The sequence below is a fragment of the Mycobacterium sp. genome (assembly GCF_965277065.1).
Taxonomy (GTDB): domain Bacteria; phylum Actinomycetota; class Actinomycetes; order Mycobacteriales; family Mycobacteriaceae; genus Mycobacterium.
In genome coordinates this window covers 23,653-49,653 of record NZ_CBDIBT010000017.1, presented here as the reverse complement: position 1 = coordinate 49,653, position 26,001 = coordinate 23,653, and the positions used below count along the sequence as shown (strand labels likewise).

At 67.5% G+C, this 26,001-nt stretch carries 19 protein-coding genes and 1 pseudogene; 16 read left to right on the top strand and 4 right to left on the bottom strand.

Going from position 1 to position 26,001, the window contains the following annotated elements:
- Positions 1-14: 14 nt before the first annotated feature.
- On the bottom strand, positions 15-1,475 hold the full coding sequence (locus ACQY5A_RS08630; RefSeq protein WP_428339979.1) for an alpha/beta hydrolase: 1,461 nt from the start codon (positions 1,473-1,475) through the stop codon (positions 15-17).
- A gap of 71 nt (positions 1,476-1,546) precedes the next feature.
- Positions 1,547-4,873 (bottom strand): bifunctional lysylphosphatidylglycerol synthetase/lysine--tRNA ligase LysX, encoded by a 3,327-nt coding sequence (gene lysX / locus ACQY5A_RS08625; RefSeq protein ID WP_428340439.1) that lies wholly within the window; start codon positions 4,871-4,873, stop codon positions 1,547-1,549.
- 391 nt (positions 4,874-5,264) lie between these two features.
- Here lysX and infC point away from each other — a divergent pair, with 391 nt between their 5' ends.
- From infC to ACQY5A_RS08590, 7 genes are all read left to right on the top strand, one after another.
- Positions 5,265-5,864 (top strand): translation initiation factor IF-3, encoded by a 600-nt coding sequence (gene infC / locus ACQY5A_RS08620; protein ID WP_428340438.1) that lies wholly within the window; start codon positions 5,265-5,267, stop codon positions 5,862-5,864.
- Positions 5,865-5,883: 19 nt separating this feature from the next.
- On the top strand, positions 5,884-6,078 hold the full coding sequence (rpmI, locus tag ACQY5A_RS08615) for a 50S ribosomal protein L35 (RefSeq protein WP_428339978.1): 195 nt from the start codon (positions 5,884-5,886) through the stop codon (positions 6,076-6,078).
- A gap of 53 nt (positions 6,079-6,131) precedes the next feature.
- Positions 6,132-6,521: a 50S ribosomal protein L20 gene (gene rplT / locus ACQY5A_RS08610; protein WP_428339977.1), complete on the top strand. Its 390-nt coding sequence runs from the start codon at positions 6,132-6,134 to the stop codon at positions 6,519-6,521.
- A 38-nt stretch (positions 6,522-6,559) separates the two neighbouring features.
- Positions 6,560-7,333 (top strand): TrmH family RNA methyltransferase, encoded by a 774-nt coding sequence (locus ACQY5A_RS08605; RefSeq protein ID WP_428339976.1) that lies wholly within the window; start codon positions 6,560-6,562, stop codon positions 7,331-7,333.
- Between the two features lie 192 nt (positions 7,334-7,525).
- Complete coding sequence (locus ACQY5A_RS08600) at positions 7,526-8,032, top strand: VOC family protein (protein WP_428339975.1); 507 nt, start codon at positions 7,526-7,528, stop codon at positions 8,030-8,032.
- Between the two features lie 189 nt (positions 8,033-8,221).
- Entirely contained in the window at positions 8,222-9,115 is an 894-nt protein-coding gene (locus tag ACQY5A_RS08595; protein ID WP_428340437.1) for an adenylate/guanylate cyclase domain-containing protein, read from the top strand.
- 9 nt (positions 9,116-9,124) lie between these two features.
- On the top strand, positions 9,125-9,922 hold the full coding sequence (locus ACQY5A_RS08590) for a rhomboid-like protein (protein ID WP_428339974.1): 798 nt from the start codon (positions 9,125-9,127) through the stop codon (positions 9,920-9,922).
- Between the two features lie 8 nt (positions 9,923-9,930).
- Here ACQY5A_RS08590 and ACQY5A_RS08585 read toward each other — a convergent pair whose 3' ends face one another.
- Entirely contained in the window at positions 9,931-11,304 is a 1,374-nt protein-coding gene (locus ACQY5A_RS08585) for a M1 family metallopeptidase (RefSeq protein ID WP_428339973.1), read from the bottom strand.
- A pseudogene (locus ACQY5A_RS08580) lies at positions 11,259-15,174 on the bottom strand (Pls/PosA family non-ribosomal peptide synthetase). The gene ACQY5A_RS08585 and the pseudogene ACQY5A_RS08580 overlap by 46 nt, the downstream one beginning before the upstream one ends.
- Positions 15,175-15,345: 171 nt before the next feature.
- Here ACQY5A_RS08580 and pheS point away from each other — a divergent pair.
- The 9 genes from pheS (at position 15,346) to ACQY5A_RS08535 (ending at position 25,955) form a co-directional block, all read left to right on the top strand.
- Positions 15,346-16,398: a phenylalanine--tRNA ligase subunit alpha gene (gene pheS / locus ACQY5A_RS08575; RefSeq protein ID WP_428340436.1), complete on the top strand. Its 1,053-nt coding sequence runs from the start codon at positions 15,346-15,348 to the stop codon at positions 16,396-16,398.
- Positions 16,398-18,884, top strand: a complete 2,487-nt coding sequence (pheT, locus tag ACQY5A_RS08570; RefSeq protein WP_428339972.1) for a phenylalanine--tRNA ligase subunit beta — start codon at positions 16,398-16,400, stop codon at positions 18,882-18,884. Before pheS ends, pheT begins: the two co-directional genes overlap by 1 nt.
- Before the next feature lie 116 nt (positions 18,885-19,000).
- Positions 19,001-20,044, top strand: a complete 1,044-nt coding sequence (gene argC / locus ACQY5A_RS08565) for an N-acetyl-gamma-glutamyl-phosphate reductase (protein ID WP_428339971.1) — start codon at positions 19,001-19,003, stop codon at positions 20,042-20,044.
- Positions 20,041-21,255: a bifunctional glutamate N-acetyltransferase/amino-acid acetyltransferase ArgJ gene (gene argJ / locus ACQY5A_RS08560; protein WP_428339970.1), complete on the top strand. Its 1,215-nt coding sequence runs from the start codon at positions 20,041-20,043 to the stop codon at positions 21,253-21,255. Before argC ends, argJ begins: the two co-directional genes overlap by 4 nt.
- Entirely contained in the window at positions 21,252-22,130 is an 879-nt protein-coding gene (gene argB, locus ACQY5A_RS08555; protein WP_428339969.1) for an acetylglutamate kinase, read from the top strand. Before argJ ends, argB begins: the two co-directional genes overlap by 4 nt.
- Positions 22,127-23,317: an acetylornithine transaminase gene (locus tag ACQY5A_RS08550; protein WP_428339968.1), complete on the top strand. Its 1,191-nt coding sequence runs from the start codon at positions 22,127-22,129 to the stop codon at positions 23,315-23,317. The genes argB and ACQY5A_RS08550 overlap by 4 nt, the downstream gene beginning before the upstream one ends.
- Positions 23,314-24,240, top strand: coding sequence for an ornithine carbamoyltransferase (gene argF / locus ACQY5A_RS08545; RefSeq protein ID WP_428339967.1), 927 nt, complete (start codon positions 23,314-23,316; stop codon positions 24,238-24,240). The genes ACQY5A_RS08550 and argF overlap by 4 nt, the downstream gene beginning before the upstream one ends.
- Positions 24,237-24,731, top strand: coding sequence for an arginine repressor (locus ACQY5A_RS08540; protein ID WP_428339966.1), 495 nt, complete (start codon positions 24,237-24,239; stop codon positions 24,729-24,731). The genes argF and ACQY5A_RS08540 overlap by 4 nt, the downstream gene beginning before the upstream one ends.
- 27 nt (positions 24,732-24,758) lie before the next feature.
- Positions 24,759-25,955 carry an argininosuccinate synthase gene (locus ACQY5A_RS08535; RefSeq protein WP_428339965.1) on the top strand — a complete coding sequence of 399 codons (1,197 nt, stop codon included), beginning with the start codon at positions 24,759-24,761 and terminating at the stop codon, positions 25,953-25,955.
- Positions 25,956-26,001: the final 46 nt, after the last annotated feature.

The window sequence follows — 26,001 nt, the reverse complement described above, 5'->3', positions numbered from 1 at the left end:
CCACGCTACCCGTGTCAGCGATCGACAGGCTTGGCGTGCGGCGTCGGTGCCGATGTGGGTTGCCACGTGGACGGCGACGGGATCCGCGGCACGCCAGGCGTGCCCAGCCGGCCCGCCAGCCAGGGCAGCGCTGCGGCGAGGGCGTTGCTGGCGAAGGGCCAGTCGTGCTTGCCCGGCTGCGCGACGATCGTGCAGTTGATCCCGTTGGCGCGGCCGAGTTCGCACAACGACTCGGCCGCCGCGGTCTGATCACCCGGCTTGGCCTCCCGACTGGTCAGCGTGGTGTCGCCGGCGTCGGTGACCGAGATGCCACGGTGACGCTTGGTCGGGGTGCTCGACGATACGTCGAACCAGCCCGAAACACCGGTATAGCGCCCGTGTTTGGCGATGACGGTGGCCGGATCGAAGGTGGCCCACGCATCGGCATTGCCGCCGAACAACCGGGCGATGGTCTGCGACTTGGTCCCCGTCTCCGGGCCCAGGTCGCCGGAGATGTCGACGAACGAGCTGAACAACTCCGGATGCATGACGGTGAGATCGAGCGCGCAGGTCCCACCCATCGACCACCCGACAGTGCCCCAATGCTCCGCTTCGGGGCTCACGCCGAATCGAGAAATTATAAATGGCACAACGTCTTTGGTCAGATGATCGGCAGCGTTGCCACGAATACCATTGACGCATTCGGTGTCGTTGTTGAACGCCCCACCGGAATCCACGAAGACGAACACCGGGGCGTTACCGCCATGGGTGGCGGCCAGGTTGTCGATCGTCTTCGCGGCATTCCCTGCCCGCAGCCAGTCGGCGGGCGTATTGAACTCGCCGCCGATCATCATCACCGTCGGCAGCTGCGGCGGGGGACTGCTGGCAAACCAGGCGGGCGGCAGGTAGACGACTTCGCCGCGGTGCTTGAAATGCGACGCGTCGTCGGGAATCGCCACCGGCACGACGCTGCCGTGGGTCGGCTGCCTGCCCGCGGCAGTCATCGCGGCGATGCCGGCCGCATCGGTCTGGTCGGGCAGTGGTCCGGAGGTCAGCTGATCCCACGCGGTTTGCACGGTGGGGAAGTAGCCGACCCAGAGGTTCAGCGTCAGCGCGGCACTCAGCAGACATAGCGGCACCGACAGCAGCGCCGCGCTGCGTCGCCACCAGTGTGCGGTGCGCCAGCCCAGGACCAGGACGGCGGCAGCGGCACCCGTGCCAGCGATCCACCACCACAGCAGCTGGGGTGCCGGATCATCAGCGAGGCCGCGGTTTTCGGTGTACCAATGCGACACACCGGCCAGCGCGGCGCCCAGCAACGCCGCTATCGGCAACAGCAGTCGCCACCGTCGCGATTGCCGTCCGACGGCCGCCACCAGTAGGACAGCCGAGAACACCTGGACTACCGCGGGCACCCAACCGTGCATCAACGAGGTGTGATTGTCGGCCAGCACCGCAAAGGGGAGGTTCGCCGTTGAACCCGTCACGGGCTCCATTGTCGTCTTTCTCGCGTGCTTTGAGAACGACTTTGCGGATCTGGTGGCGCGTGTTGCGTAACGTCGGGTGGCTAGCGCGGCTTGGCCAACGGGAAGGGCAGCGTTTCGCGGATACTTCGGCCGGTGATCAGCATGACGACCCGGTCGACGCCCATGCCCAGGCCACCGGTCGGCGGCATCGCGTACTCCATGGCCTGCAGGAAATCTTCGTCGAGCTCCATGGCCTCGGGATCTCCGCCGGCGGCCAGATAGGACTGTTCCTCGAGGCGGCGGCGCTGCTCGACCGGGTCGGTGAGCTCGCTGTAGGCCGTGCCCAATTCGACGCCCCACGCCACCAGATCCCAGCGTTCGGCGAGCCCGGGCCGGCTACGGTGCGGCCGGGTCAGCGGCGACACCGACAACGGGAAGTCGATGTAGAAGGTGGGCAGCTCGGTGCGGGCTTCGACCAAGTGCTCGTAAAGCTCGAGCACGACGGCGCCGGCATCCCAGCGCGCCAGGTACGGGATCTGCACCGCATCCGAGAGTCGACGCAGTGTGGCCAGGTCGGTGCTCGGTTCGATGTGCTGACCGAGTGCCTCGGACACTGCCTCGTGGACTGTCTTCACCGGCCAGACGCCCGAGATGTCAACCGCTTCCAGCTCACCGTCGGCACCGGGACGCATCACCACCTGGGCGCCGTTGGCGGCCTGCGCGGCGTTTTGGATCAGCTCCCGGGCCCCGTCAATCCAGTCTTTGTAGTCGGCGTGCGCCTGATACGCCTCCAGCAGGGTGAACTCCGGGTTGTGGCTGAAGTCAACACCCTCGTTACGGAAGGCCCGCCCCAATTCGAAGACCCGCTCGATACCGCCGACGCACAACCGCTTCAGGTACAGCTCGGGCGCAATCCGCAGATACAGATCGAGGTCGTAGCTGTTGATGTGGGTGGTGAACGGACGGGCAGTGGCACCGCCGTGGATCTGCTGCAGAATCGGTGTTTCTACCTCCAGAAAACCCTTGTCGTTCAGGGTATCTCGAATCGCGCGGAGAGCCCTGCTGCGGGACGAGATCAGTTCGCGTGCCTCGATGTTGACGGCCAGGTCGACATACCGGCTGCGCACCCGCGCCTCGGGGTCGGTCAGACCCTTCCACTTGTTCGGCAGAGGCCGCAGGCACTTACCGATCAGCCGCCAACGGTGCACGATCAGCGACTGGGTGCCGGTCTTGCTGGAGCCCATCTGCCCGGTGACCTCGACCAGGTCGCCGAGGTCGATGGCCTTGGTGAAATCGGCGGTCCGGCCGTGTTCGAGGACCGAATTCTCCAGCAGCAGTTGAACTTCGGCGGACCAATCGCGCAGCTGGGCGAAAAGTACGCCGCCGAAATCTCGGATTCGCAGCACCCGCCCCGACACCGACACGTCGGTCTGGTAACCGGTCTCGAGAGCCTGAGCCACGGTGTGGCTCGGCGGTTGCCCGACCGGGTATGCATCAATCCCGCTGTCCTGCAGGGCCTTCAGCTTGGACAGTCGGACGCGCATCTGCTCGGGCAGTCGGCGGATGTGGTCGCCGTCGCCGAAGTCGGCTTCCTGCAGTGCCGCCGCGTCCGGCGCGGAGCCGTCACTGTGCAGCAGGCCCGTCGCCAACAGCGTCGGGGGCACCGACGGGTGGTGGCCGGTGTGCTGTTCGTCGCGCCGCACGAAAGGCAGGACAAGGAAGCCCTCCGCGATCGACGACGCGACGCCCACCCGCGGAATCATCCGGGCGTCTTCATAGCAGGCGAAGCGTGGCACCCAGTCGGGCTGGTACTTCATGTTGGAGCGGTACAGCGTCTCCAGCTGCCACCACCGCGAGAAGAACAGCAGAAATCCGCGCCACAACCGGGCCACCGGGCCGGCCCCGAGTTGGGCGCCCTGCTCGAATGCGGACCGGAACATGGCAAAGTTCAACGAGATTCGACTGATACCGATGCGCTCGGCGTGCAGGGCCAGCTCGCTGACCAGGAGCTCGATCGTGCCATTGGGGGACTGCGGCGAGCGACGCATGAGATCGAGCGACACACCGTTGCGCCCCCAGGGCACCAGCGACAGCATCGCGACCACGACGCCGTCGGATCCGAGGGCTTCGACCAGCAGGCAATCACCGTCGGCCGGATCACCCAGGCGGCCCAGGGCCATCGAGAACCCGCGCTCGGTGTCGGTGTCTCGCCACGCATCGGCCTGCGAGGTCACCTGCGCCATCTCGGTGGGCTCGATGTCGTGGTGACGGCGGGTGCGCACTGTCAGCCCGGCGCGACGTGCCCGCGTCACCGCCTGGCGGACCCCGCGCATGTCCCGGCCGGACAGCCTGAATTCAGCGGTGTTCAAGATCGCTTCGTCGCCGAGCTCCAACGCATTGAGGCCCGCTTCGCGAAATGCTTTGGCCCCGGCCGAACTCGCGCCCATGTTGCCCGGTGTCCAGCCGTAGCTCTGACAGAGCGCCAACCACGCATCGATGGCCTGAGACCACGCCCGGGGGTCGCCGATCGGGTCGCCACTGGCCAGGCACACCCCCAGCTCGACGCGGTAGGTGATCGCCGCGCGTCCACTCGGCGCGAAAACCACCGACTTGTCGCGGCGGGTGGCGAAGTAGCCCAACGAGTCGTTCTTGCCCCACAATTCGAGCAGCCCGCGGATCGCCGACTCGTCCTCACCGGTCAGGGCATTGTCGGCGCGCTGCGATTGGAACAGGACGATCGCGGCCGCGATCAACGCCATCGCGCTGAACAATCCCATCAGCGCGTTGAGAAAGATCGGTGGCCGGCCGGTGAACTGCGCCGACTCGACGACAGCGAACCCGACCACCCGGTTCACCACGTAGAACAACCGGTCCTCGGCGGCCAGCGACCGGGGAAACGTCTCGATCAGACCCCAGGACAGCACGATGCCAATCGCCCACCCGGTGATCAGCACGCCGGCCGCCTTGTACAACGCGCCCTGGCGGACCTTGGCCCAGAACTCCCGGTAGGCGAAGGCCACCACCACCACCGCGGCCAGGTGCAGGCCCAGTCCGAGCGTCTCGCCGAACCTCTTCGCCGCGCCGGGGTGGTCCACGACCAGGCCTGCCACGTTCAGTCCGGCGGCCAGCAGCAGGTTGATCTGCAGCGCCCACCAGGCAATACGTTTACGCGCGGTCAGCGCCCCGGCCAGCAGGGCCAGCACGAACGACCATGCGAAGCTGGTGTCGGGGAAGTTGAAGACGAAGTCGTTGATGAATTCCCGCGGCACCCGGATCGCCCATCGAATCACTGGCGACACGCTGGCGATCAGCGACAAGGTGGCGATCACACCCACGGTCCATCCGGCAGTTGCCGGCACCCAACGGAGCCGAGAAGTCGGCTCGATTCGTGGGCGGGACGCAGTGAGGGTCACAGACGGCGAGGATATTCGGTATTGCTAGGGAATGCCTATGATCCGGCTGGGCGGAATTCCCCGTGTCGGCCGCAAGCCGCCGCGCACGGCTGCCCGGCCCGGTATCGACGTGTCGGAGCAGGGTGTCCTGACTGGTAGACTCACCTGCGCGACCGTCTCCGGCTGAGCCAGAGACAGCAAGTGGAGTCCCGCTCCCACCGCTGGCCGGCAAGGCTCAGCGGTCCGGTCACCGGCACATCGGACGTGCCTGTTCTGCCGTTGGCAGGCGGCCTCATGGCCGTGATCGGTCGGCACCGGGCCCTGCTTATGCAGGGCTTTTTTGCTGATGGCGTGGTATCCCAACCGCTGACTCCGAGTGGAGCAGGTGGCGGTGGCAATTGACGAGAAGATCAATAAGGGAGGCCCCATCAGCACTGAGACCCGCGTCAACGAACGCATCCGCGTACCCGAAGTCCGACTGATCGGTCCGGGAGGCGAGCAGGTAGGCATTGTGCGTATCGAAGACGCCCTTCGCGTCGCCGCGGATGCCGACCTCGACCTTGTCGAAGTTGCGCCTGATGCCAGACCACCGGTCTGCAAGATCATGGACTACGGCAAGTTCAAATATGAGGCGGCGCAGAAGGCGCGAGAGTCTCGCAAGAACCAGCAGCAGACGGTCGTCAAAGAACAGAAATTGCGACCCAAGATCGACGATCACGACTACGAGACCAAAAAGGGTCACGTGATTCGATTCTTGGAGGCGGGAGCCAAGGTCAAGGTGACCATCATGTTCCGCGGACGCGAGCAGTCGCGACCCGAACTGGGTTACCGGCTGCTGCAGCGCCTCGGCGGCGACGTTGCCGATTACGGATTCGTCGAGACCTCGGCCAAGCAGGACGGACGCAACATGACGATGGTGCTGGCACCGCACCGCGGCGCGAAGACACGCGCTCGTGCGGCCCAAGATGCCAGTGGCCCGTCGTCGCAGCCCGCACCAACCGGCGACGCCGAACCGTCGCCGAACTGACACAGAGGACAGAGGACACATGCCCAAGGCCAAGACCCACAGCGGAGCGTCGAAGCGATTCCGGCGCACCGGAACCGGGAAGATCGTGCGTGAGAAAGCCGGCCGCCGCCATCTGCTGGAGCACAAGCCGACCAAGCGGACGCGACGGCTCGATGGACGGACCACGGTGTCGGCCAACGACACCAAGCGGGTCAAGAAGCTACTGAACGGCTGACCGGCAGCACAAGCGCCGGAACAACCACTTCCCCGACGAGATAGGAACACCCCATGGCACGCGTGAAGCGGGCAGTCAACGCCCAAAAGAAGCGCCGCACCATCCTGAAGGCTTCCAAAGGCTATCGCGGTCAGCGGTCCCGCCTCTACCGCAAAGCCAAAGAGCAGCAGCTACATTCGCTGACCTACGCCTACCGCGACCGCCGTGCACGCAAGGGCGAGTTCCGCAAGCTGTGGATCTCTCGGATCAACGCTGCGGCCCGCGCCAACGACATCACCTACAACCGACTGATCCAGGGCCTCAAGGCTGCGGGCGTCGAGGTCGACCGTAAGAACCTGGCCGACATCGCGATCAGCGATGCCGCCGCGTTCACCGCGTTGGTCGCCGTTGCTCGCGAGGCATTGCCCAAGGACGTCAACGCTCCCTCCGGAGAGGCCGCCTAAGCTCGCGCGGCGCGACAATCGGATCGCAATCGCCGCCGGTGCTGACCGAACGATCGACCCGGGTGGTCGCCGCCGTCAAACTCCACCGGCAGGTGGCCCGACGCCGTAGTGATCAGTTCCTGGTCGAGGGCGCCAACCTGGTGCAGGCCGCCTCCCGGCATGGGCTGATCCGCGAGATCTTCGCCACCGAAGCAGCGGCAGAGCGTTACGCCGGACTGCTGGCAGAGCACGGGTCCGCGGTTCAACTTATCACCGAGCGGGCCGCAAAAGCGTTGTCGGACACTGTCACTCCGGCCGGAATAGTAGCGGTGTGTGGGCATCCGGGCACCGACCTCGCGGACGTGCTCGCGCAGAGCCCCCGACTTGTCGCCGTCGGCGTTGGGATTCGTGAGCCCGGCAATGCCGGCACATTGATTCGCATAGCGGACGCGATGGGCGCTGACGCAGTGGTGTTCATCGGTCACAGCGTCGACCCGTACAACGGCAAGTGCCTGCGCGCCTCGACGGGAAGCATCTTCGCCGTCCCGGTTGTGGTGGCGCCCAACGGCGATGCCGTGATCACCGCGCTACAAGGCGCCGGGTTGCGGGTCGTGGCCACCACTGTGGACGGTGAATCCTCACTCGACGACGCCGACCTCGCCGGCCCGACGGCGTGGCTGTTCGGGTCAGAGGCTCACGGGTTGTCCGCGGAGATCGCCGAGCAGGCGGACAGTCGGGTGAGCATCCCGATGTCGGGGAGCGCCCAGAGCTTGAATGTGGCTGCGGCTGCGGCGATTTGCCTCTATCTAAGCGCGAAGGCGCAGCGAGCTTAGACGGCTTTACCGAGCTAGGCGGCTTTGCGGCGGCCCCGCGCCGGACTCAGCCCGGGCAGCGTCGACCACGGTCGCTGCCTCTCGAATCTCGAAAACGAGAGTGATCACATCGCATCTCGCCTGACGTGCGGGGATGCCCGCGCTTAACGGCGTAATTTCAAGGACGACAATCCGCGATGAGGGAGAACTTTCATGTCCGTCAATGTCGTCACGCACCTCAATTTCGCCGGTAATGCCAGGCAAGCGTTGGAGTTCTACCACTCCGTGTTCGGGGGCCAGCTCTCGATCGGCACCTACGGCCAAGGCGGTGTGCCGAACGATTCCGCCGACTCCGACAGGGCCACCTTCAATCCGGTGCCTGCCGATTCGCCCGACGCCGAGCACGTCTCCTTCGGTATGGTCTTGGCCGACAACGGGTTTCGACTCGCGGCCTATGACGTGTTCGGCGCCGACGGACCCGCTCTGGCCTCAAGCGGTCTGGGTGATGATGCGTCCCCCCGTGCTGCGGGCCTGACCCACACCGAACCCTTCTTCGTTGTTCTCAACGGCGACACGCGCGAAGAGATCACGCCGCTGTGGCACGGGCTCGCCGACAGCGGCACCATCATCCAGGCCCTCGCGCCCTCCGAATTCTCCCCGGCCTATGGCATGGTCACCGACCGCTACGGGGTCACGTGGATTTTCGGCGCAATGTCGTGACCGCAACACGGCGTGAATCGAGAAGTTATCGAGCGTCGATCGGGGCGTCGCCGCGCTGTGATCAGGCGGTTGATCGTCGGAGGTGTCGGACGCCACCACCACGGTCGTTGCCGGTCTCTCCGCGGACCACCTACGCTGAGCGTTGTGGAACTCGGGCCCCAACCGGTGTCCGGCGAGCCCGAGCAAACGGTGACGACGCCGGACCCATTTTCATCGCGCGAGCATTCGTCGCGATCTTTGCGTGGTGCGGCGCAGTGGCTGAGCAGCACCAATCGCAGCCCTGGCCTGATCAAGCTGGTCCGCCGGGCGCGTCGCGGCCTGCCCGGCGATCCTGACTTCGGCGACCCGCTCTCGACTGCCGGCCAGGGTGGACCCCGTGCCGCGGCCCGGGCCGCCGGTCGACTGCTGGGCGAGCGCGGCGGCGCGTCCCGGGAGGTCAGCCTTGGCGCACTCCAGGTGTGGCAGGCGCTCACCGAGGCGGTAAAGCGGCGCCCGGCGAACGAAGAGGTGACGATCGTCTTCACCGACCTGGTGGAATTCTCCACCTGGTCGCTGCGCGCCGGTGATGACGCGACGCTCAAACTGCTTCGGAAGGTGGCGCGGGCCATCGAACCGCCCCTGCTGGACGCTGGGGGACAGATCGTCAAACGGATGGGTGACGGCACCATGGCAGTGTTCGACGATCCTCGCGTCGCCGTAGCCGCGGTCCTGGACGCCAAACGAGCCCTCAGGTCGGTCGACGTCGGCGGCTACAAACCACGGATGCGCGTGGGAATCCACACCGGCCGCCCGCAGCGCCTGGCCGCTGACTGGCTGGGGGTCGATGTCAACGTCACGGCACGGGTGATGGAGCGGGCCACCCGGGGCGGAGTGATGATCTCCGCCACCACATTGGCCCAACTCGAGGCAGACGACTTGGTCACACTCGGGGTCTCGGCCAAGCGTGTGCACTGGCCTGTTTTTTCCGGTAAACCCGCAGGTCTCCCTGCTGATTTGGCCATCTACCGGCTCAAGTCGGCCGGAGAAACTGTCAGCGACTTATCAGCTTCGGACAATCCGGATGACGACGGTGCTGACGCATAGTAGATGGCGATGATCGTTCAGGTTTTGTTGCGGCTTTCGCGTGTGCGGATCACGCTCGCGTACGCGGCCGTGCTGATCGTTGTCAGCACGGCGCTGGTCGACCTGAGTCCGCGTGCGCGCGCGCACGTCGTCGCGCAGGCCAGCACAAATCTGCACAACCTGGCGCACGGCCACTGGGCCACGCTGCTGGACAGCGCATTCATCACCGACACCGGACCGATGTACTTCTGGCTGCCGTGCCTGGTCTGCCTGCTGGCACTGGCCGAACTCATCTGGCGCAGCGGCCGGCTGGCCCTCGTGTTCGTCACCGGCCACATCGGCGCGACGCTTCTGGTCGCCGCCGGCCTCACCGCGGCAATCGAATTCCACTGGTTGCCGCTGTCGGTGTCGCGCGCGAGTGACGTCGGGGTGAGCTACGGCGCGGTCGCGGTGCTGGGTGCGCTGGCGTCGGCCATACCGCTGCGGCTGCGCCCGGCCTGGATCGGCTTCTGGATTCCGGTCGGCGTCGCCGCGGCCGCACTGGGCGAAGACTTCACCGACGTCGGGCATGCCGTCGCACTGATGCTGGGCGTGCTGGTCTCCACCCGGCTGGACGGCCCCGCGCGCTGGACACGGGTGCGCTGCGTGCTGCTGACCGTGTCTTCGATCTTCGGCTTCTTCCTGCTGGCGCACGGCGACTGGTCGACGGCGGGCGCATTTGCCGTCGGTGCCGTGGGCGCGGTGACGGCCGAAGTGCTGACCCGCGTGCGGGCAGCGCGTCGACGGCCGGCGCCAGAGCTTGCGCCGGAGCCGGCACTCAACGGCTGAGCGATGAGTCAGGGCACCGCGCGCGAGTACAGCCAGCTGTCCCACAACGCCGTCAGCGATTCGCTGCAGTAGTCAGCGGCCAGCCCGGTGAAATCGTCGGTTACGGCGTTACTGTGGCGGTAGCGGGTTGTCCAGTCTTTCAGCAACGCAAAGAACTTGTCGTCGCCCACGCGACCGCGTAGCGCGTGCAGAGTCAGCGCGCCGCGTTTGTAGACGCGGTCGTCGAACATGTTGCGCGGTCCAGGATCGGCGAGCAGCAGATCCTGCGGCGCTGCCCGCAGCCTCTGGTGATACTGCCGCGCGAGTTGCTCGGTGCTGGGGCCGCCGCTGTGTTCTGACCACAGCCACTCCGCGTAGCACGCGAATCCCTCGTGCAGCCAGATGTCGCGCCACTGCCGGGCGGTGACGGAATTGCCGAACCATTGATGCGCCAGCTCGTGGGCGATCAGTCGCTCGCTGGCGCCGGTGCCGTCACAGTGATTGGCGCCGAAGATCGAGATGCCCTGGGCCTCAAGGGGTATCTCCAGATCATCGTCGGTCACGACCACCGTGTAACCGTTTGCCAGCGGGTAGGGGCCGAAGAGCTCGACGAACAGTTCCATCATCTCGGGCTGGCGGGCGAAGTCTTTATAGAACTCTCGTCGAAGCCGCACGGGCAACGCGGCGCGCATCTGCACCGGGGCCGTGCCGAGCCGGGTCATCTCGTACCTTCCGATCTGCAGGGTGATCAGGTACGTCGACGTCGGCTCGGGTTGCTCGTAGTTCCACTCGGTCTGCGCCGCCCGCGGCCGACGTGACGCCAGCCGCCCGTTGGCGACCACCCGGTAGGGGTTGTCGACGCTGATCTGGATCCGGAACGAGGCTTTGGCGCTGGGATGGTCGTCGCAGGGGAACCACGATGCGGCCCCGTTGGGTTGCCCGGCGACTAGTACGCCGTTGGTGAGTTCCTCGAAACCGACGTCGCCCCATAACGATCGCAGCGGCCGCGGTGAACCGTGGTAGTGAACGACGATCGACATCGCCGCGCCGGACGCGAGTTTCGAGGACAGCCGAATGCGGAGTTTGCCCATCCGGCAGGCGAAGTGGGCCGCGCGCTTGCCGTTGACCGACACCTTCGACACCGTCAGCGCATCGGCGAGGTCGAGGGTGAATTCTTCCAACTCGGCAAGCGCGGCGGCGGTGATCGTCGCCGACCCGGAGAGCCGGTTGATCGAGACCTTGTACTCCAGAGCCAACTCATAACTCGACACGCGATACCCGAGGTTGCCGTTCGTGGGCAGGTACGGGTCGATCACGGTGGAAGCCTGGCTGGGCGCCGACTTCTTGGCGGCACGTTTCACGCGGCGGCCTTCTTGCCCGACTTCTCTCGTGGCGCGTTCCATGGTCTGATCGGATTACCTTGCCAGCGAGTCGATTTCGGCACTGAATCGCCGCGGACAACCAGCGACGCCGGGCCGACGGTGACGCCGGCGCCGAGCCGCGATGACGGTAGGGCCACCCCGTGCGGGCCCAGCGTGGCACCAGCCTCGAACACGACTTCGTCCATCCGCATGACCCGGTCGTGGAACAGATGCGTCTGCACCACGCAGCCGCGGTTGACGGTGCTTCCCGGGCCGAGCGTGACGAGGTCCGCCTCTGGCAGCCAATACGTCTCGCACCAGGCGCCGCGGCCGACGACGGCGCCCAGCGCCCGCAACCACATGTTCATCACCGGTGTCCCACTGGCCGCACGCGCGAACCACGGCGCGGCGACGGTCTCCACGAACGTGTCGGCAAGTTCGTTACGCCACACGAACGACGACCATAGCGGAAATTCACCGGCCCGAATCCGCCCGACCAGAAGCCATTTCGCCGCAACCGCGACCCCGGCCGCCAGCCCACCCGCAATCAAGAGCACCACGCCACCGCTTAGCGCGGCCGACCAGAAACCGAAGATCCGAGCCAGTGCCTGCAGCGCACCGAGCACCGCCAGCCCGATCGCCGCGGTCACCATCACCGGGATCACCCGGAACGTTTCCACGGTTGCCCGCACCGCTTTCAAACGCCACGGCGGTTCATAGGTGCGCGTTGTGTCGGCCTCGGCGGGACGCCGACGTAACCGCATGGGCGGGCTGCCCAGCCAGGACGAGCCGCGTTTTGCCTTAGGTGGTGCCGCGGACAGCACCGCGACCAGTCCATCGTCGGGCACCCGGCGGCCCGGCTGGGTGATGCCCGAGTTGCCGAGAAACGCCCGCCTGCCGACCGTTGTCGTGGCCGCGTAAATCCAGCCACCGCCGAGCTCGTACGAGGCGACCAGGGTGTCGTCGGCAAGGAAAGCGCCGTCTTCAATGACGGTGAACTTGGGCGTCAGCAGGACCGTCGAGATCTCGGTGCCGCGGCCGACCTTGGCGCCCAGCATCCGCAGCCAGATGGGTGTGGCCAGGCTCGCGTAGAGCGGAAACAGGTAGTTGCGGGCGCCGTCCATCAGTCGCTCGGTCGCCCAGAGCTGCCACCCACTGCGGCTGCGGACCGGGTGATAGCCCTCCCGCAGCCCGATCGACAACATCCGCACCCCGACGATCGTCATCGCCGCGTAGGCGGCCAGACCCGCTACCGTCGCGACCGGCGTCCAATACAGGGTCGGCAGTACGGCCTCCGACAGCCGGCGGGTGTGCCGGACGCTCACACCGATCACGGCCAGCCCGGCGGCCAGTGCGGTCAGCGGCATCGCGGCCAGTAGCACCGACGTCAGCGCGTACATCGCCACCCAATGGCTTCGGCGGGCCGGTCGCTCGTCGGGCCAGGGGTGTTTCACCCGACCGGATTTCGCCGCGGGCGAGCCCTTCCAGTACTGCCGGCTCTTGACCTTGCCTACCACTCCCGAGCCGGGTGCGACGTCGGCGTTCTTGCCGACCACGGCGCCCGGCAGCAACGTGGTGCGGGCCCCGATCGTGGCGTCGTTGCCGATCGCGATCGCGCCGATGTGCAGCGCGTCGCCGTCGAGCCAGTGCCCGCACAAGTCCACTTCGGGTTCGACCGCGCTGCGATGCCCGAGCGTCAGCAGCCCGGTGACCGGCGGCATCGAGTGCAGGTCGACGCCCTTGCCGATGTCGGCGCCGAGTGCGCGCGCGTAGTAGACCAGCCACGGCGCCCCGGCCAGGTTGCCGGCGCCGCTGGCGTCGGCGAGCCGCTCAGCCAACCACACCCGCAGGTGTAGCGACCCGCCGCGCGGGTAGGTGCCGGGTTTGGACGTTCGGCAGCAACAGTCGTGCGGCCAGCACCGAGATGGCCATCCGGCCCAGTGGCGTGACGAACACGACGAACGCCGCGGCGACCAGCCACCAGTTGACCGCGACCGTCCACGGCACCAGATGCAGCGCGCGGGCGAGGTTGTTACCCAGCGCCAACCACGTCACCCATTGCAGCGCGGCCAACGTGGCCAGTGGCAGCGACAGCGCGACCTGCGCCAGCTGGGCTAGTCGCGGAGTCGGGCGTACGATCCGTACGACGACGTCCGGCGGAGGTTCCAGCTCGTCGAGGAACCCGGCCAGCGACCCGAGCCTCGGATGGTCGTACAGGTCCGCCACGGTGACCTGCGGGTAGCGGTCCCGCAACGCAGCCACTAGTTGAGCCGCGGCGAGCGAGCCGCCGCCGAGGGCGAAGAAGTCGGCCTCCGGCCCATCGATCCTGGCGCCCAGCAGATCTCGCCACAGCGTGGCCAGCCAGCTTGCCGTGCCGCTGAGCTCGGCGGCTTGCTCGCTGTCGCCGCCGGGCGGCGGCCAGGGCAGCGCGTCGCGGTCGACCTTGCCCGAGGTGCGGGTAGGCAACTCGTCCACCCGAACCAGGCGCGGTACCAACGCAGCCGGTAGCTGTTCGGCCAACACAGCACGCGCGGTGGCCATGTCGAAGTCCGGGTCGGCGCTGGCAACGTAGCCAACCAGCACCGGCGTGCCCGCCGCCGTCCGCCGAACCGCAGCCGCACCCCCGATCACGCCCGGAAGGTGAACCAACGCTGAGTCGACTTCACCCAGTTCGATCCGCCGACCGCCGACCTTGACCTGGTCGTCGGCGCGGCCGCAGAAGATCAGGCCTTCCCTTTCCAGCCGCACCAGGTCACCGCTGCGGTAGGCGCGCCGCCAGCCCAGCGTGGGCATCGGGGCGTACTTCTCGGCGTCTTTCGCCTCGTCGAGGTAGCGGGCCAGACCCACACCACCGATCACCAGCTCACCGATCTCACCCTGGGCCACCGGATGGCCGTCGGTGTCGACGACCGCGAGATCCCAGCCCGGCAGCGGCAGTCCGATGCGCACCGGCCCGTCGGCGTTCAGCCGGGCCGCGCACGCGACCACGGTGGTCTCGGTGGGGCCGTAGGTGTTCCACACTTCGCGGCCGTCGACGGCCAGCCGCGCGGCCAGCTCCGGAGGGCAGGCTTCGCCGCCGAAGATCAGCAGTCGCACCGCTTCCAGCGCCTCGGCGGGCCACAGCGCGGCCAGGGTGGGGACCGTCGAGACCACGGTTACGTCGCGGCTGACCAGCCACGGCCCGAGATCCATCCCGCTGCGCACCAGCGACCGTGGCGCCGGGACCAGGCAGGCACCGTGTCGCCAGGCCAGCCACATCTCCTCGCACGACGCGTCGAACGCCACCGACAGACCGGCCAGCACCCGGTCGCCCGGACCAATCGGGTTGTCCCGCAGAAACATCTGCGCCTCGGCGTCGACGAATGCCGCCGCGCTGCGATGCGTGACGGCGACGCCCTTGGGCGTGCCGGTGGATCCAGAGGTGAAGATGATCCACGCGTCATCGCGGAGCAGCGGCGACTCGGCCCGCCAGCCCCGCGAGGAGCCCGGGCCGCGTCGCATGCCGGCTTCGGTGACGATCGTCACCACGTTGGCCTCGTTGAACACCAACTCGGCACGTTCGTCGGGGTCATCGGCGTCGACGGGCACATACGCCGCACCGATGGCCAGCGTCGCCAGGATCGCTTCGTAGAGCCCGAAGCCGCCCGACGGCATCCGGATACCGACCCGGTCACCCCGACCGATGCCGCGGGCGGCCAGCCAGGCCACGCTCGCTTCGATGTCGCTGATCAGTTCGCTGTAGGTGAGCTGGACGGTGCCGTCGTCGATCGCCGCGGCTTCGGGGAAGCAGGCGGCGGTGTCGTAAAGGACGTCGATGAGTGTGCGCGGGCCCGCTGCAAGCGGTGACAACAGGTAGTGCGCCGGCACGCGTTCGGGAGCTTGGGGCGTGGCCACCTGTACGAAAATACTCATGCCCGGGCCCGCTACCCGCCAGCGCGCGCTAGCCGAGTGGGGAAAGTGGCTGACGGCTTCCGATCGCCGGGGATGAGACCACATATGATCGGCTCTTGCGCGGCGGGCCGTGTCGCCGGTCCGTGGAACGTGCATCACCAGGAGTTCACCGAAAAGGAGAGTGTCGCCGCGTTGGGTGCCCAGCCCCCGTCAACGGAAACCCTGTCGCCGGAGGCGTTGACCGCCGCGGTCGACGCAGCCCGGCGCGCGTTCGGGGCCGCGGCTGATCTCGACGCGCTGGCGAGGGCCAAGACCGAGCACCTCGGCGATCGCTCACCGGTCGCATTGGCGCGGCAGGCGTTGGCCACCGTGCCCAAGACCGAGCGCGCCGGCACCGGTCGGCTGGTGAACACCGCGCGCAGCGATGTCCAGCACAGCTACGACGACAGACTCGCCGTCCTGCGTGCCGAGCGCGACGCAGAGGTGTTGGTCGCCGAGCGCATCGATGTGACGTTGCCCTCGACCCGGCAACCGACCGGCGCACGTCATCCGATCACGATCCTGGCCGAGCACGTCGCCGACACTTTCATCGCGATGGGCTGGGAACTGGCCGAGGGACCGGAAGTGGAAACCGAGCAGTTCAACTTCGACGCGCTCAACTTTCCCGCCGACCACCCGGCCCGCAGCGAACAGGACACCTTCTACATCGCGCCGGAGGGCTCGCGGCAGTTGCTGCGCACCCACACCTCGCCGGTGCAGGTGCGTGCGCTGCTGGAGCGTGCGCTGCCGGTGTACGTGATCTCGATCGGCCGCACGTTCCGGACCGACGAACTCGACGCCACCCACACTCCGGTCTTCCACCAGGTCGAGGGTCTCGCGGTGGACCGTGGCCTGTCGATGGCGCATCTGCGCGGAACCCTGGACGCGTTCGCCCGCGCTGAGTTCGGGCCACAGGCGCGCACCCGGATCCGACCGCACTTCTTCCCGTTCACCGAGCCCTCCGCCGAAGTCGACGTGTGGTTCGAGAACAAGAAGGGTGGCGCCGGCTGGGTCGAATGGGGCGGCTGCGGGATGGTCAACCCGAATGTGTTGCGCGCTGTCGGTATTGACCCGAACGAGTACTCGGGGTTCGCGTTCGGCATGGGCCTGGAGCGCACCCTGCAGTTCCGCAACGGCATCCCCGACATGCGCGACATGGTCGAAGGCGATGTCCGCTTCTCGTTGCCGTTTGGAGTCGGTGCCTGATGCGTATCCCGTACAGCTGGTTACGGGACGTCGTCAGCGTCGGGGCACCCGGATGGGACGCCACGCCCGACGACCTCGAGCAGGCCCTGGTGCGCATCGGCCACGAGGTGGAAAACGTCATCACCCTGGGCCCCGTCGACGGTCCGCTGACCGTCGGGCGGGTGGCGGCCATCGAAGAGCTCACCGAGTTCAAGAAGCCGATCCGCGCCTGCAAGGTCGATGTCGGCGATCAGCGGCCGCGCGACATCATCTGCGGCGCAACAAATTTCGCTGTAGGCGATCTGGTGGTGGTGGCGTTGCCCGGCACCACGTTGCCGGGTGGATTCACCATCACCGCGCGCGAGACCTACGGCCAAACCTCCGACGGGATGATCTGCTCGGCCGCCGAACTCGGTTTGGCTGCAGACCATTCCGGCATTCTGGTGTTGCCGCCGGATACCGCGAAGCCGGGCACGGACGGGGCGGCGGTGCTCGGTCTCGACGACGTGGTCTTTGACCTCGCGATCACCCCGGACCGGGGATACTGCATGTCGGTACGCGGCCTGGCCCGTGAGATCGCATGCGCGTACGACCTGGAGTTCGTGGATCCTGCCGCCGTGCCCGCCCTTCCCGCGCAGGGGGAGGCCTGGCCTCTGACCGTCCAACCCGAGACCGGTGTACGCCGGTTCGCGCTGCGCTCGGTGACCAAAATCGACGCGGCCGCCGTGTCGCCGTGGTGGTTGCAACGCCGGTTGCTGCTCGGTGGCATCCGGGCGATTTCGCCGGCCGTCGACACCACGAACTACGTGATGCTCGAACTCGGTCATCCGATGCATGCGCACGACCTCAACCGGATCACCGGCGGCTTCGATGTCCGGTTCGCCCGCCCCGGTGAGACTGTCGAGACGCTCGACGACGTCCAACGCGCACTCGACCCGGCCGACGTACTGATCGTCGACGATGTCGCGACCGCCGCGATCGCCGGCGTGATGGGATCGGGCAGCACCGAGATGCGCGGCGACTCCACCGATGTATTGCTGGAGGCCGCGGTGTGGGATCCGGCCGCGGTCTCGCGTACCGCGCGTCGGCTGCGTCTGCCCAGCGAAGCGGCACGCCGTTACGAGCGTGCGGTCGATCCCGCCATTTCCGTTGCGGCGCTGGACCGTTGCGCCACGCTGCTGGCCGAGATCACCGGCGGCGAGGTGGCGCCAAACCTGACCGACTGGCGCGGCGACCCGCCCCGGGACGACTGGTCACTTCCGCCGGTTCAGCTGGCGGCCGACCTGCCCGATCGAATGGCAGGCGTGACCTACCGGCCCGGCACGACCGCCCGGCGGCTGACTCAGATCGGCGCCGCGGTGGCCGGAAGCGGCGACAGCCTCACCGTGACTCCACCGAGTTGGCGTCCGGACCTGTTGCAGCCAGCCGACTTCGTCGAAGAAGTGCTGCGGCTGGAAGGGCTGGAAGTCATTCCTTCGGTGCTGCCGCCGGCTCCGGCTGGTCGCGGGCTGTCCGCCGTTCAACGTCGGCGCCGTGCGATCGGCAAGTCGCTGGCGCTGTCCGGATACGTCGAAATACTTCCGACACCGTTTCTGCCCGCGGGTGTGTTCGACGCCTGGGGTCTGCCCGCCGACGACAGCCGACGTCACACCACCCGGGTGGTCAATCCGCTGGAAGCCGATCGGCCGCACCTGGCGACAACGTTGCTGCCCGGACTGCTGGAGGCGTTGTCGCGCAACGTCTCACGCGGCATCGTCGACGTCGCACTGTTCGCGGCTGCGCAGGTGGTGCAACCGACCGAGCAGACCAGGGGTGTCGCGGTCATCCCGGTGGACCGTCGTCCGACCGATGACGAGATCGCCGCGCTCGACGCGTCGCTACCGAGGCAACCGCAGTACGTCGCCGTCGTGCTGACCGGGCTGAGGGAGCCCCGCGGCCCATGGGGCGAGGGGCGACGAGCCGACGCCGCCGACGCATTCGAGGCGGTTCGCATCATCGCCCGCGCCGGCGGCGTCGACATGCAACTGCGGGCCGCTCAGTATCTGCCATGGCATCCCGGCCGCTGTGCCGAAGTGCTCGTCGGCGAGACCGTGGTCGGGCACGCCGGACAGCTGCACCCCGCGGTGATCGAGCGATCCAGCCTGCCCAAGGGCACCTGTGCGGTCGAGTTGAACCTGGACGCCATACCGATCGTCGAGGTGCTCGCCGCGCCTCGGGTGTCGCCGTTCCCTGCGGTGTTCCAGGACGTCAGCCTTGTCGTGGATGCCGACATCCCGGCACGCATCGTCGCGGAAGCCGTCCGCGACGGTGCGGGGGAGCTGTTGGAAGAGGTCCGGCTGTTCGACGTCTACACCGGGCCGCAGGTCGGCGAGGGTCGCAAGTCACTAACTTTCGCACTTCGTTTTCGCGCCACCGACCGCACCCTTACCGAGGACGAAGCCAGTGCCGCCCGGGACGCGGCGGTGAGGTGTGCGGCCGAATGGGTCGGCGCGGTGCTGCGTAGCTGAAATGGCTGCTTGAGCGTCGAGTTGTTGGGGTCCAGGCCGCGAAACGGCCCACCAACTCGACGCTGGGCCGAGAATGAATTTGCACAGCACTGCATAGTCATGCAACGATGGGTGTCATGACCGGGTCGATACAAGTGGCCGTGGCCGGTGCCAGCGGGTATGCGGGCGGCGAGATTCTGCGACTGCTGCTCGGGCACCCCGCCTACCAGGATGGCCGGCTGACGATTGGCGCGCTGACCGCCGCCGGTAGCGCCGGAACCCTGCTCGCCGAGCATCACCCGCACCTATTGCCGCTGGCCCAGCGAGTGCTGGAGCCCACCGAGATCGACATTCTCGACGGCCACGATGTGGTGTTCCTCGGTCTGCCGCATGGCCATTCCGCGGCGCTGGCAGAACAACTCGACCCGCAGACCCTGGTCGTGGACTGTGGCGCCGATTTCCGGTTGAGCGACGCCGGCGCGTGGGAGCGTTTCTACGGCTCGGCGCACGCCGGGAGTTGGCCGTACGGGCTGCCCGAACTCCCGGGTAATCGCGACGCACTGCGTGACGCCCGCCGAATCGCCGTTCCGGGCTGCTACCCGACCGCCGCAGTATTGGCGCTATTCCCGGCGATAGCCGCCGATCTCGTCGATCCCGCGGTCACCGTCGTCGCGGTCAGCGGCACGTCAGGCGCCGGGCGCGCCGCGAAAACCGACCTGCTCGGCTCGGAGGTCATTGGTTCGGCGCGGGCCTACAACATCGCCGGCGCGCACCGGCACACACCCGAAATGGTTCAGGGACTCAGCCAGGTCACCCACCGCGACGTCACAGTCTCGTTCACGCCCGTGCTGATCCCGACGACGCGCGGCATCCTGGCCACCTGCACCGCGCGGACCACGGCACCGCTGTCGCAGCTGTGGGCGGCCTATGAAAAGGCTTACCACGACGAGCCTTTCGTGCACCTGCTACCCGAAGGGCGATTGCCCCGCACCGGCGCGGTGATCGGCAGCAACGCCGCACAGCTTGCGATCGCGGTCGACGAGGACGCTGCCACGTTCATCGCGATCGCGGCGATCGACAACCTTGTCAAAGGCACCGGAGGTGCGGCCGTGCAGTCGATGAACCTGGCGCTGGGTTGGCCCGAATCCGAAGGCCTTTCAGTGGTCGGGTTGGCACCGTGACCGACCTTGCCAACACCACGCCATTGGTCCGGACGCAGGGCGTCACGGCGCCGGCCGGTTTCCGCGCGACGGGTATCGCGGCCGGCATCAAAGTCTCCGGGAAACTGGATCTCGCGCTGGTGTTCAACGAGGGACCCGATCATGCGGCCGCCGGCGTGTTCACCCGCAACCAGGTCAAGGCCGCGCCGGTGCTATGGACCCGGCAGGTGCTGGCCGACGGGCGGCTGCGCGCGGTGGTGCTGAATTCTGGTGGCGCCAACGCCTGTACCGGGCCCGGCGGCTTTCAGGACACCCACGCCACCGCGGAGGGATTGGCCGCCGCTCTGTCGGAGTGGGGCACCGAGACCGGGGCGATCGACGTCGCGGTCTGCTCCACCGGCCTGATCGGCGACCGGCTACCGATGGACAAGGTGCTGGCCGGCGTCGCGAATCTGGTGCACGAGATGGCCGGCGGCATCACCGGCGGCGAGGAAGCCGCCCGGGCCATCATGACCACCGACACCGCGCCCAAACAGGTTGCGCTGCATCACCCCGACAACTGGACGGTCGGCGGAATGGCCAAGGGCGCCGGCATGCTGGCGCCATCGCTGGCCACCATGCTGTGCGTGCTCACCACCGACGCGGTCGCCGGGCCGTCCGCGTTGGAGGCCGCCCTGCGCCGCGCCACCGCACGAACCTTCGACCGGCTCGACATCGACGGAGCCTGCTCGACCAACGACACCGTGCTGCTGCTGGCCTCGGGAGCGAGCGAAATAACGCCCAGCCAAACCGATCTCGACGACGCCGTGTTACGGGTCTGCGACGATCTGTGCGCTCAGCTGCAAGCCGACGCCGAGGGCGTAACCAAGCGCATCGCGGTCAGCGTGACCAGCGCGCTGACCGAAGACGAGGCCGTCACCGCGGCCCGGGTGATCGCCCGAGACAGCCTGGTGAAGACCGCCCTGTTCGGCTCCGACCCCAACTGGGGCCGGGTGCTGGCCGCCGTCGGCATGGCACCGGTGCACCTCGACCCGGACCGGATCACGGTGTCGTTCAACGGTTCCGCAGTCTGCATCGACGGCGTTGGGGCGCCCGGAGCTCGCGAGGTCGACCTGTCGGCCACCGACATCGAAGTGGCCGTCGACCTGGGAGTCGGCAGCGCGCACGCGACGATCCGGACCACCGACCTGTCGCACGCCTACGTCGAAGAGAACTCGGCCTACTCGTCATGAGCGCCACGATCTCCACCGACATCAAGGCGCAGGTGCTGGCCGAGGCCTTGCCCTGGCTGACCCAGTTGCACGGCAAGATCGTCGTGGTCAAATACGGTGGCAACGCCATGACCAGTGACACCCTGCGGCGAGAGTTCGCCGCGGACATGGCTTTTCTGCGCAACTGCGGCATCCATCCGGTCGTGGTGCACGGCGGTGGCCCGCAGATCAGCGCGATGCTCGAGCGACTGGGCATCGCCGGCGACTTCAAAGGTGGATTCCGCATCACCACCCCCGAAGTGCTCGATGTGGCGCGGATGGTGTTGTTCGGTCAGGTCGGCCGCGAATTGGTCAACCTGATCAACGTGCACGGGCCCTACGCCGTCGGCATCACCGGTGAAGACGCCAACCTGTTCACCGCGGTGCGACGCAGCGTCAGCGTCGACGGGGTCGACACCGACATCGGCCTGGTCGGCAACATCGCCCGGGTGAATCCCGCCGTGGTGCTGGATTTGATTGCCGCCAACCGGATTCCGGTGGTCTCGACGTTGGCCCCCGACATCGACGGCGTCGTCCACAACATCAACGCCGACACCGCCGCCGGCGCGCTGGCCGAGACATTGGGAGCCGAGAAGCTGTTGATGCTCACCGATGTCGAGGGCCTGTACACCCAGTGGCCGGACCGGGATTCGCTGGTCGGCGAGATCGACACTGCCACGTTGACCCAACTCTTACCGACGCTGGAGACCGGCATGATCCCCAAGGTCGAAGCCTGCTTGCGGGCGGTGAACGCCGGAGTGCCGAGCGCACACGTCATCGACGGCCGCGTCGAGCACTGCGTGCTGGTCGAATTGCTCACCGACGACGGATCCGGAACGAAGGTGGTAACCGCATGACCCGCACCGAAGAACTGCAGGACCGGTGGTCGGCGGTGATGATGAACAACTACGGTGTTCCGCCGCTCGCCTTGGCCAGTGGCGACGGCGTCGTGGTCACCGACGTCGACGGCAAGTCTTACCTGGACCTACTCGGCGGTATCGCGGTCAACATTCTGGGGCACGGCCATCCGGCCGTCCTCGAAGCCGTCACGCGGCAGATGTCGACGCTGGGACACACGTCGAACCTGTATGCCGCCGAGCCCGGCATTGCGCTGGCCGAGGCGCTGGCCGGTCTTCTAGGTGCCGACACCGAGACCCGAGTGTTGTTCTGCAACTCCGGCACCGAGGCCAACGAGGCCGCGTTCAAGCTCTCCCGGCTCACCGGTCGCACGAAACTAATTGCGGCGCAGGGTGGTTTCCACGGCCGCACGATGGGCGCTCTGGCCCTGACCGGCCAGCCGGGCAAGCAGGCACCGTTCGCGCCGCTGCCGGGCAACGTCACCCACGTGCCCTACGGCGACGTCGATGCGTTGACGGCCGCCGTCGGCGACGACACCGCTGCGGTGTTCCTGGAGCCGATCATGGGGGAGAGCGGCATCGTGGTGCCGCCGGACGGCTACCTGGCTGCGGCGCGCGATATCACCGCCCGCCACGGCGCACTGCTGGTCTTCGACGAGGTGCAGACCGGGATGGGCCGCACCGGAACGTTTTTCGCCCATCAGCACGACGGCATCATTCCCGATGTGGTGACGATGGCCAAGGGCCTCGGCGGCGGCCTGCCGATCGGGGCGTGCCTGGCGACCGGTCCGGCCGCGCAGCTGCTGACTCCGGGGCTGCACGGGAGCACCTTCGGCGGAAACCCGATCTGCGCATCCGCGGCATTGGCGGTGCTGCGGGTGCTTGCTGACGACGACCTGGTGCGCCGCGCCGGAGCGCTCGGAAAGACGTTGCACCAGAACATAGAATCGCTTCACCATCCGGCGGTCGACTATGTCCGCGGTCGTGGCCTGCTGTGTGGGATCGTGCTCACCACGCCCGCGGCGAACGACGTCGAGGCCGCCGCCCGGTCCGCCGGGTTCCTGGTCAACGCAGCCGCACCCGACGTCGTCCGCCTGGCGCCGGCATTGATCATCACCGAGCGTCAGCTCGACACCTTCGTGGCCGCCTTGCCGGGCATCCTCGACGCGGCCAAGGGGGCACAATGACTCGGCACCTTCTGCGCGATGACGACCTCGCGCCCGACGAGCAGGCCGATGTGCTGGCGCTCGCAGCTGAACTGAAGAAGGATCCGTTCAGCCGCCGTCCGCTGGAGGGACCGCGCGGGGTCGCGGTGATCTTCGACAAGAACTCCACCCGCACCCGGTTCTCCTTCGAGGTGGGCATCGCCCAGCTCGGTGGGCACGCCGTCGTCGTCGACGGCCGCAGCACGCAGCTGGGCCGCGAAGAAACATTGCAGGACACCGCGAAAGTGTTGTCCCGCTACGTCGACGCCATCGTGTGGCGCACCTACGGCCAGGCCCGGCTGAGCGCCATGGCCGAGACCGCGACGGTGCCGATCGTCAACGCGCTCTCCGACCAGTTCCATCCCTGCCAGGTGCTGGCCGATCTGCAGACCGTCGCCGAGCGCAAGGGATCGCTGCGCGGTCTGCGGATGACGTACTTCGGTGACGGCGCCAACAACATGGCGCACTCGCTGATGCTCGGCGGCGTCACTGCGGGTATGCACGTAACGATCGCCGCCCCAGCAGGTTTCGAGCCTCATCCGCTGTTCACCGCCGCTGCCGAGCATCGCGCCGTGGACACCGGGGCCTCGGTCACCATCACCGCAGACCCCGTCGCCGGGGCATCCGGTGCCGACGTGTTGGTCACCGACACCTGGACCTCGATGGGCCAGGAGGACGACGGGCTGGATCGCGTGCGGCCGTTCCGTCCCTTCCAGCTCAACGCCGACCTGGTGGCCAAGGCCGACTCCGATGTCGTTGTGCTGCATTGCCTTCCGGCTCATCGCGGCCATGAGATCACCGACGAGGTGATCGACGGCCCGCACAGCGCAGTGTGGGACGAAGCCGAGAACCGACTGCATGCGCAGAAGGCTCTGCTGGTCTGGTTGTTGGAACGGGTGACATGACCCGCTCGAAGACCACACCCGAGATCACCCGCGTCGGGCGGCAGGCCCGCATCGTGGCGATCCTGTCGTCGGCCGATGTCCGCAGCCAGAGCGAGTTGGCTGCGCTGCTGGCCGCCGACGGCGTCGAGGTCACCCAGGCGACTCTGTCGCGGGATCTGGAGGAGCTCGGCGCGGTGAAGGTGCGCGGCGCCGACGGTGGCGTCGGCGTTTACGTCGTGCCCGAGGACGGCAGTCCGCTACGCGGGGTGTCCGGCGGCACGGCGCGGCTGTCGAGGCTGTTGAACGAGGTGCTGGTGTCCACCGACGCGACCGGCAACCTGGCCGTGCTGCGCACTCCGCCGGGCGCAGCGGACTACCTGGCCAGTGCCATCGACCGGGCCGCGCTGCCCTATGTGGTCGGGACCATCGCCGGGGATGACACCATCTTCGTGGCGGCCCGCGAACCGATGACCGGCGCAGAGCTCGCACGCGTGATCCAAAACCTGACGTAACCGCACGATCCAAAAGGAGATCAATTCATGTCCGAACGCGTCATCTTGGCGTACTCCGGCGGTCTGGACACCTCGGTGGCGATCAGCTGGATCGGCAAGGAGACCAACCGAGAGGTCGTCGCGGTCGCCATCGACCTCGGCCAGGGCGGTGAGGACATGGAGGTGGTGCGTCAGCGGGCGCTGGACTGCGGTGCCGCGGAAGCCGTCGTGGTCGATGCCCGCGACGAATTCGCCGACGGCTACTGCCTGCCGACCATCTTGTCCAACGCGCTCTACATGGACCGCTACCCGCTGGTGTCCGCCATCAGCCGGCCCCTGATCGCCAAGCACCTGGTCAAGGCGGCCCGCGAGCACGGTGGCAGCATCGTCGCGCACGGCTGCACTGGCAAGGGCAACGATCAGGTCCGTTTCGAAGTCGGATTCGCTTCACTGGCACCAGATCTCGAGGTGCTGGCCCCGGTCCGGGACTACGCGTGGACCCGGGAGAAGGCCATCGCCTTCGCCGACGAGAACGACATCCCGATCAACGTCACCAAACGCTCGCCCTTCTCCATCGACCAGAACGTGTGGGGTCGCGCGGTGGAAACCGGCTTCCTGGAACACCTCTGGAACGCGCCGACGAAGGACGTCTACGACTACACCGAAGACCCGACCGTCAACTGGAACACCCCTGACGAAGTCATCGTGGGCTTCGAACGCGGCGTGCCGGTTACGATCGACGGCCGTTCGGTGTCGGTCCTGCAGGCCATCGAAGAACTCAACCGCCGCGCCGGCGCGCAGGGCGTCGGGCGCCTCGACGTCGTCGAAGACCGGCTGGTGGGCATCAAGAGCCGCGAAATCTACGAGGCACCCGGGGCGATGGTGCTCATCACCGCCCACACCGAGCTCGAGCACGTCACCCTGGAACGTGAGCTGGGCAGGTTCAAACGGCACACCGACCAGCGCTGGGCCGAATTGGTGTACGACGGGCTGTGGTACTCGCCGCTGAAGACGGCGCTGGAGACCTTCGTCGCCAAGACCCAGGAACATGTCACCGGTGAAATCCGAATGGTGTTGCACGGTGGGCATATTGCCGTCAACGGCCGGCGCAGTGCCGAGTCCCTGTACGACTTCAACCTGGCCACCTACGACGAAGGTGACACCTTCGACCAGTCGATGGCGAAGGGTTTCGTCTACGTGCATGGGCTGTCGTCCAAGCTCGCCGCGCGCCGGGATCTGCGGTGACGGCCTCGACCGTTTCCTGGCGAGCAGACGCAGAATCGCACCGGCA

What these genes read in the sequence shown, in the direction of transcription:
- ACQY5A_RS08535 (WP_428339965.1), top strand. Translation starts at nt 24,759, where the DNA reads ATGTCCGAACGCGTCATCTTGGCGTACTCCGGCGGTCTGGACACCTCG.
- ACQY5A_RS08585 (WP_428339973.1), bottom strand. Translation starts at nt 11,304, where the DNA reads ATGGAACGCGCCACGAGAGAAGTCGGGCAAGAAGGCCGCCGCGTGAAA.
- ACQY5A_RS08540 (WP_428339966.1), top strand. Translation starts at nt 24,237, where the DNA reads ATGACCCGCTCGAAGACCACACCCGAGATCACCCGCGTCGGGCGGCAG.
- rpmI (WP_428339978.1), top strand. Translation starts at nt 5,884, where the DNA reads ATGCCCAAGGCCAAGACCCACAGCGGAGCGTCGAAGCGATTCCGGCGC.
- ACQY5A_RS08550 (WP_428339968.1), top strand. Translation starts at nt 22,127, where the DNA reads ATGACCCGCACCGAAGAACTGCAGGACCGGTGGTCGGCGGTGATGATG.
- argF (WP_428339967.1), top strand. Translation starts at nt 23,314, where the DNA reads ATGACTCGGCACCTTCTGCGCGATGACGACCTCGCGCCCGACGAGCAG.
- rplT (WP_428339977.1), top strand. Translation starts at nt 6,132, where the DNA reads ATGGCACGCGTGAAGCGGGCAGTCAACGCCCAAAAGAAGCGCCGCACC.
- pheT (WP_428339972.1), top strand. Translation starts at nt 16,398, where the DNA reads ATGCGTATCCCGTACAGCTGGTTACGGGACGTCGTCAGCGTCGGGGCA.
- argB (WP_428339969.1), top strand. Translation starts at nt 21,252, where the DNA reads ATGAGCGCCACGATCTCCACCGACATCAAGGCGCAGGTGCTGGCCGAG.
- argC (WP_428339971.1), top strand. Translation starts at nt 19,001, where the DNA reads ATGACCGGGTCGATACAAGTGGCCGTGGCCGGTGCCAGCGGGTATGCG.
- ACQY5A_RS08630 (WP_428339979.1), bottom strand. Translation starts at nt 1,475, where the DNA reads ATGGAGCCCGTGACGGGTTCAACGGCGAACCTCCCCTTTGCGGTGCTG.
- ACQY5A_RS08600 (WP_428339975.1), top strand. Translation starts at nt 7,526, where the DNA reads ATGTCCGTCAATGTCGTCACGCACCTCAATTTCGCCGGTAATGCCAGG.
- ACQY5A_RS08590 (WP_428339974.1), top strand. Translation starts at nt 9,125, where the DNA reads ATGATCGTTCAGGTTTTGTTGCGGCTTTCGCGTGTGCGGATCACGCTC.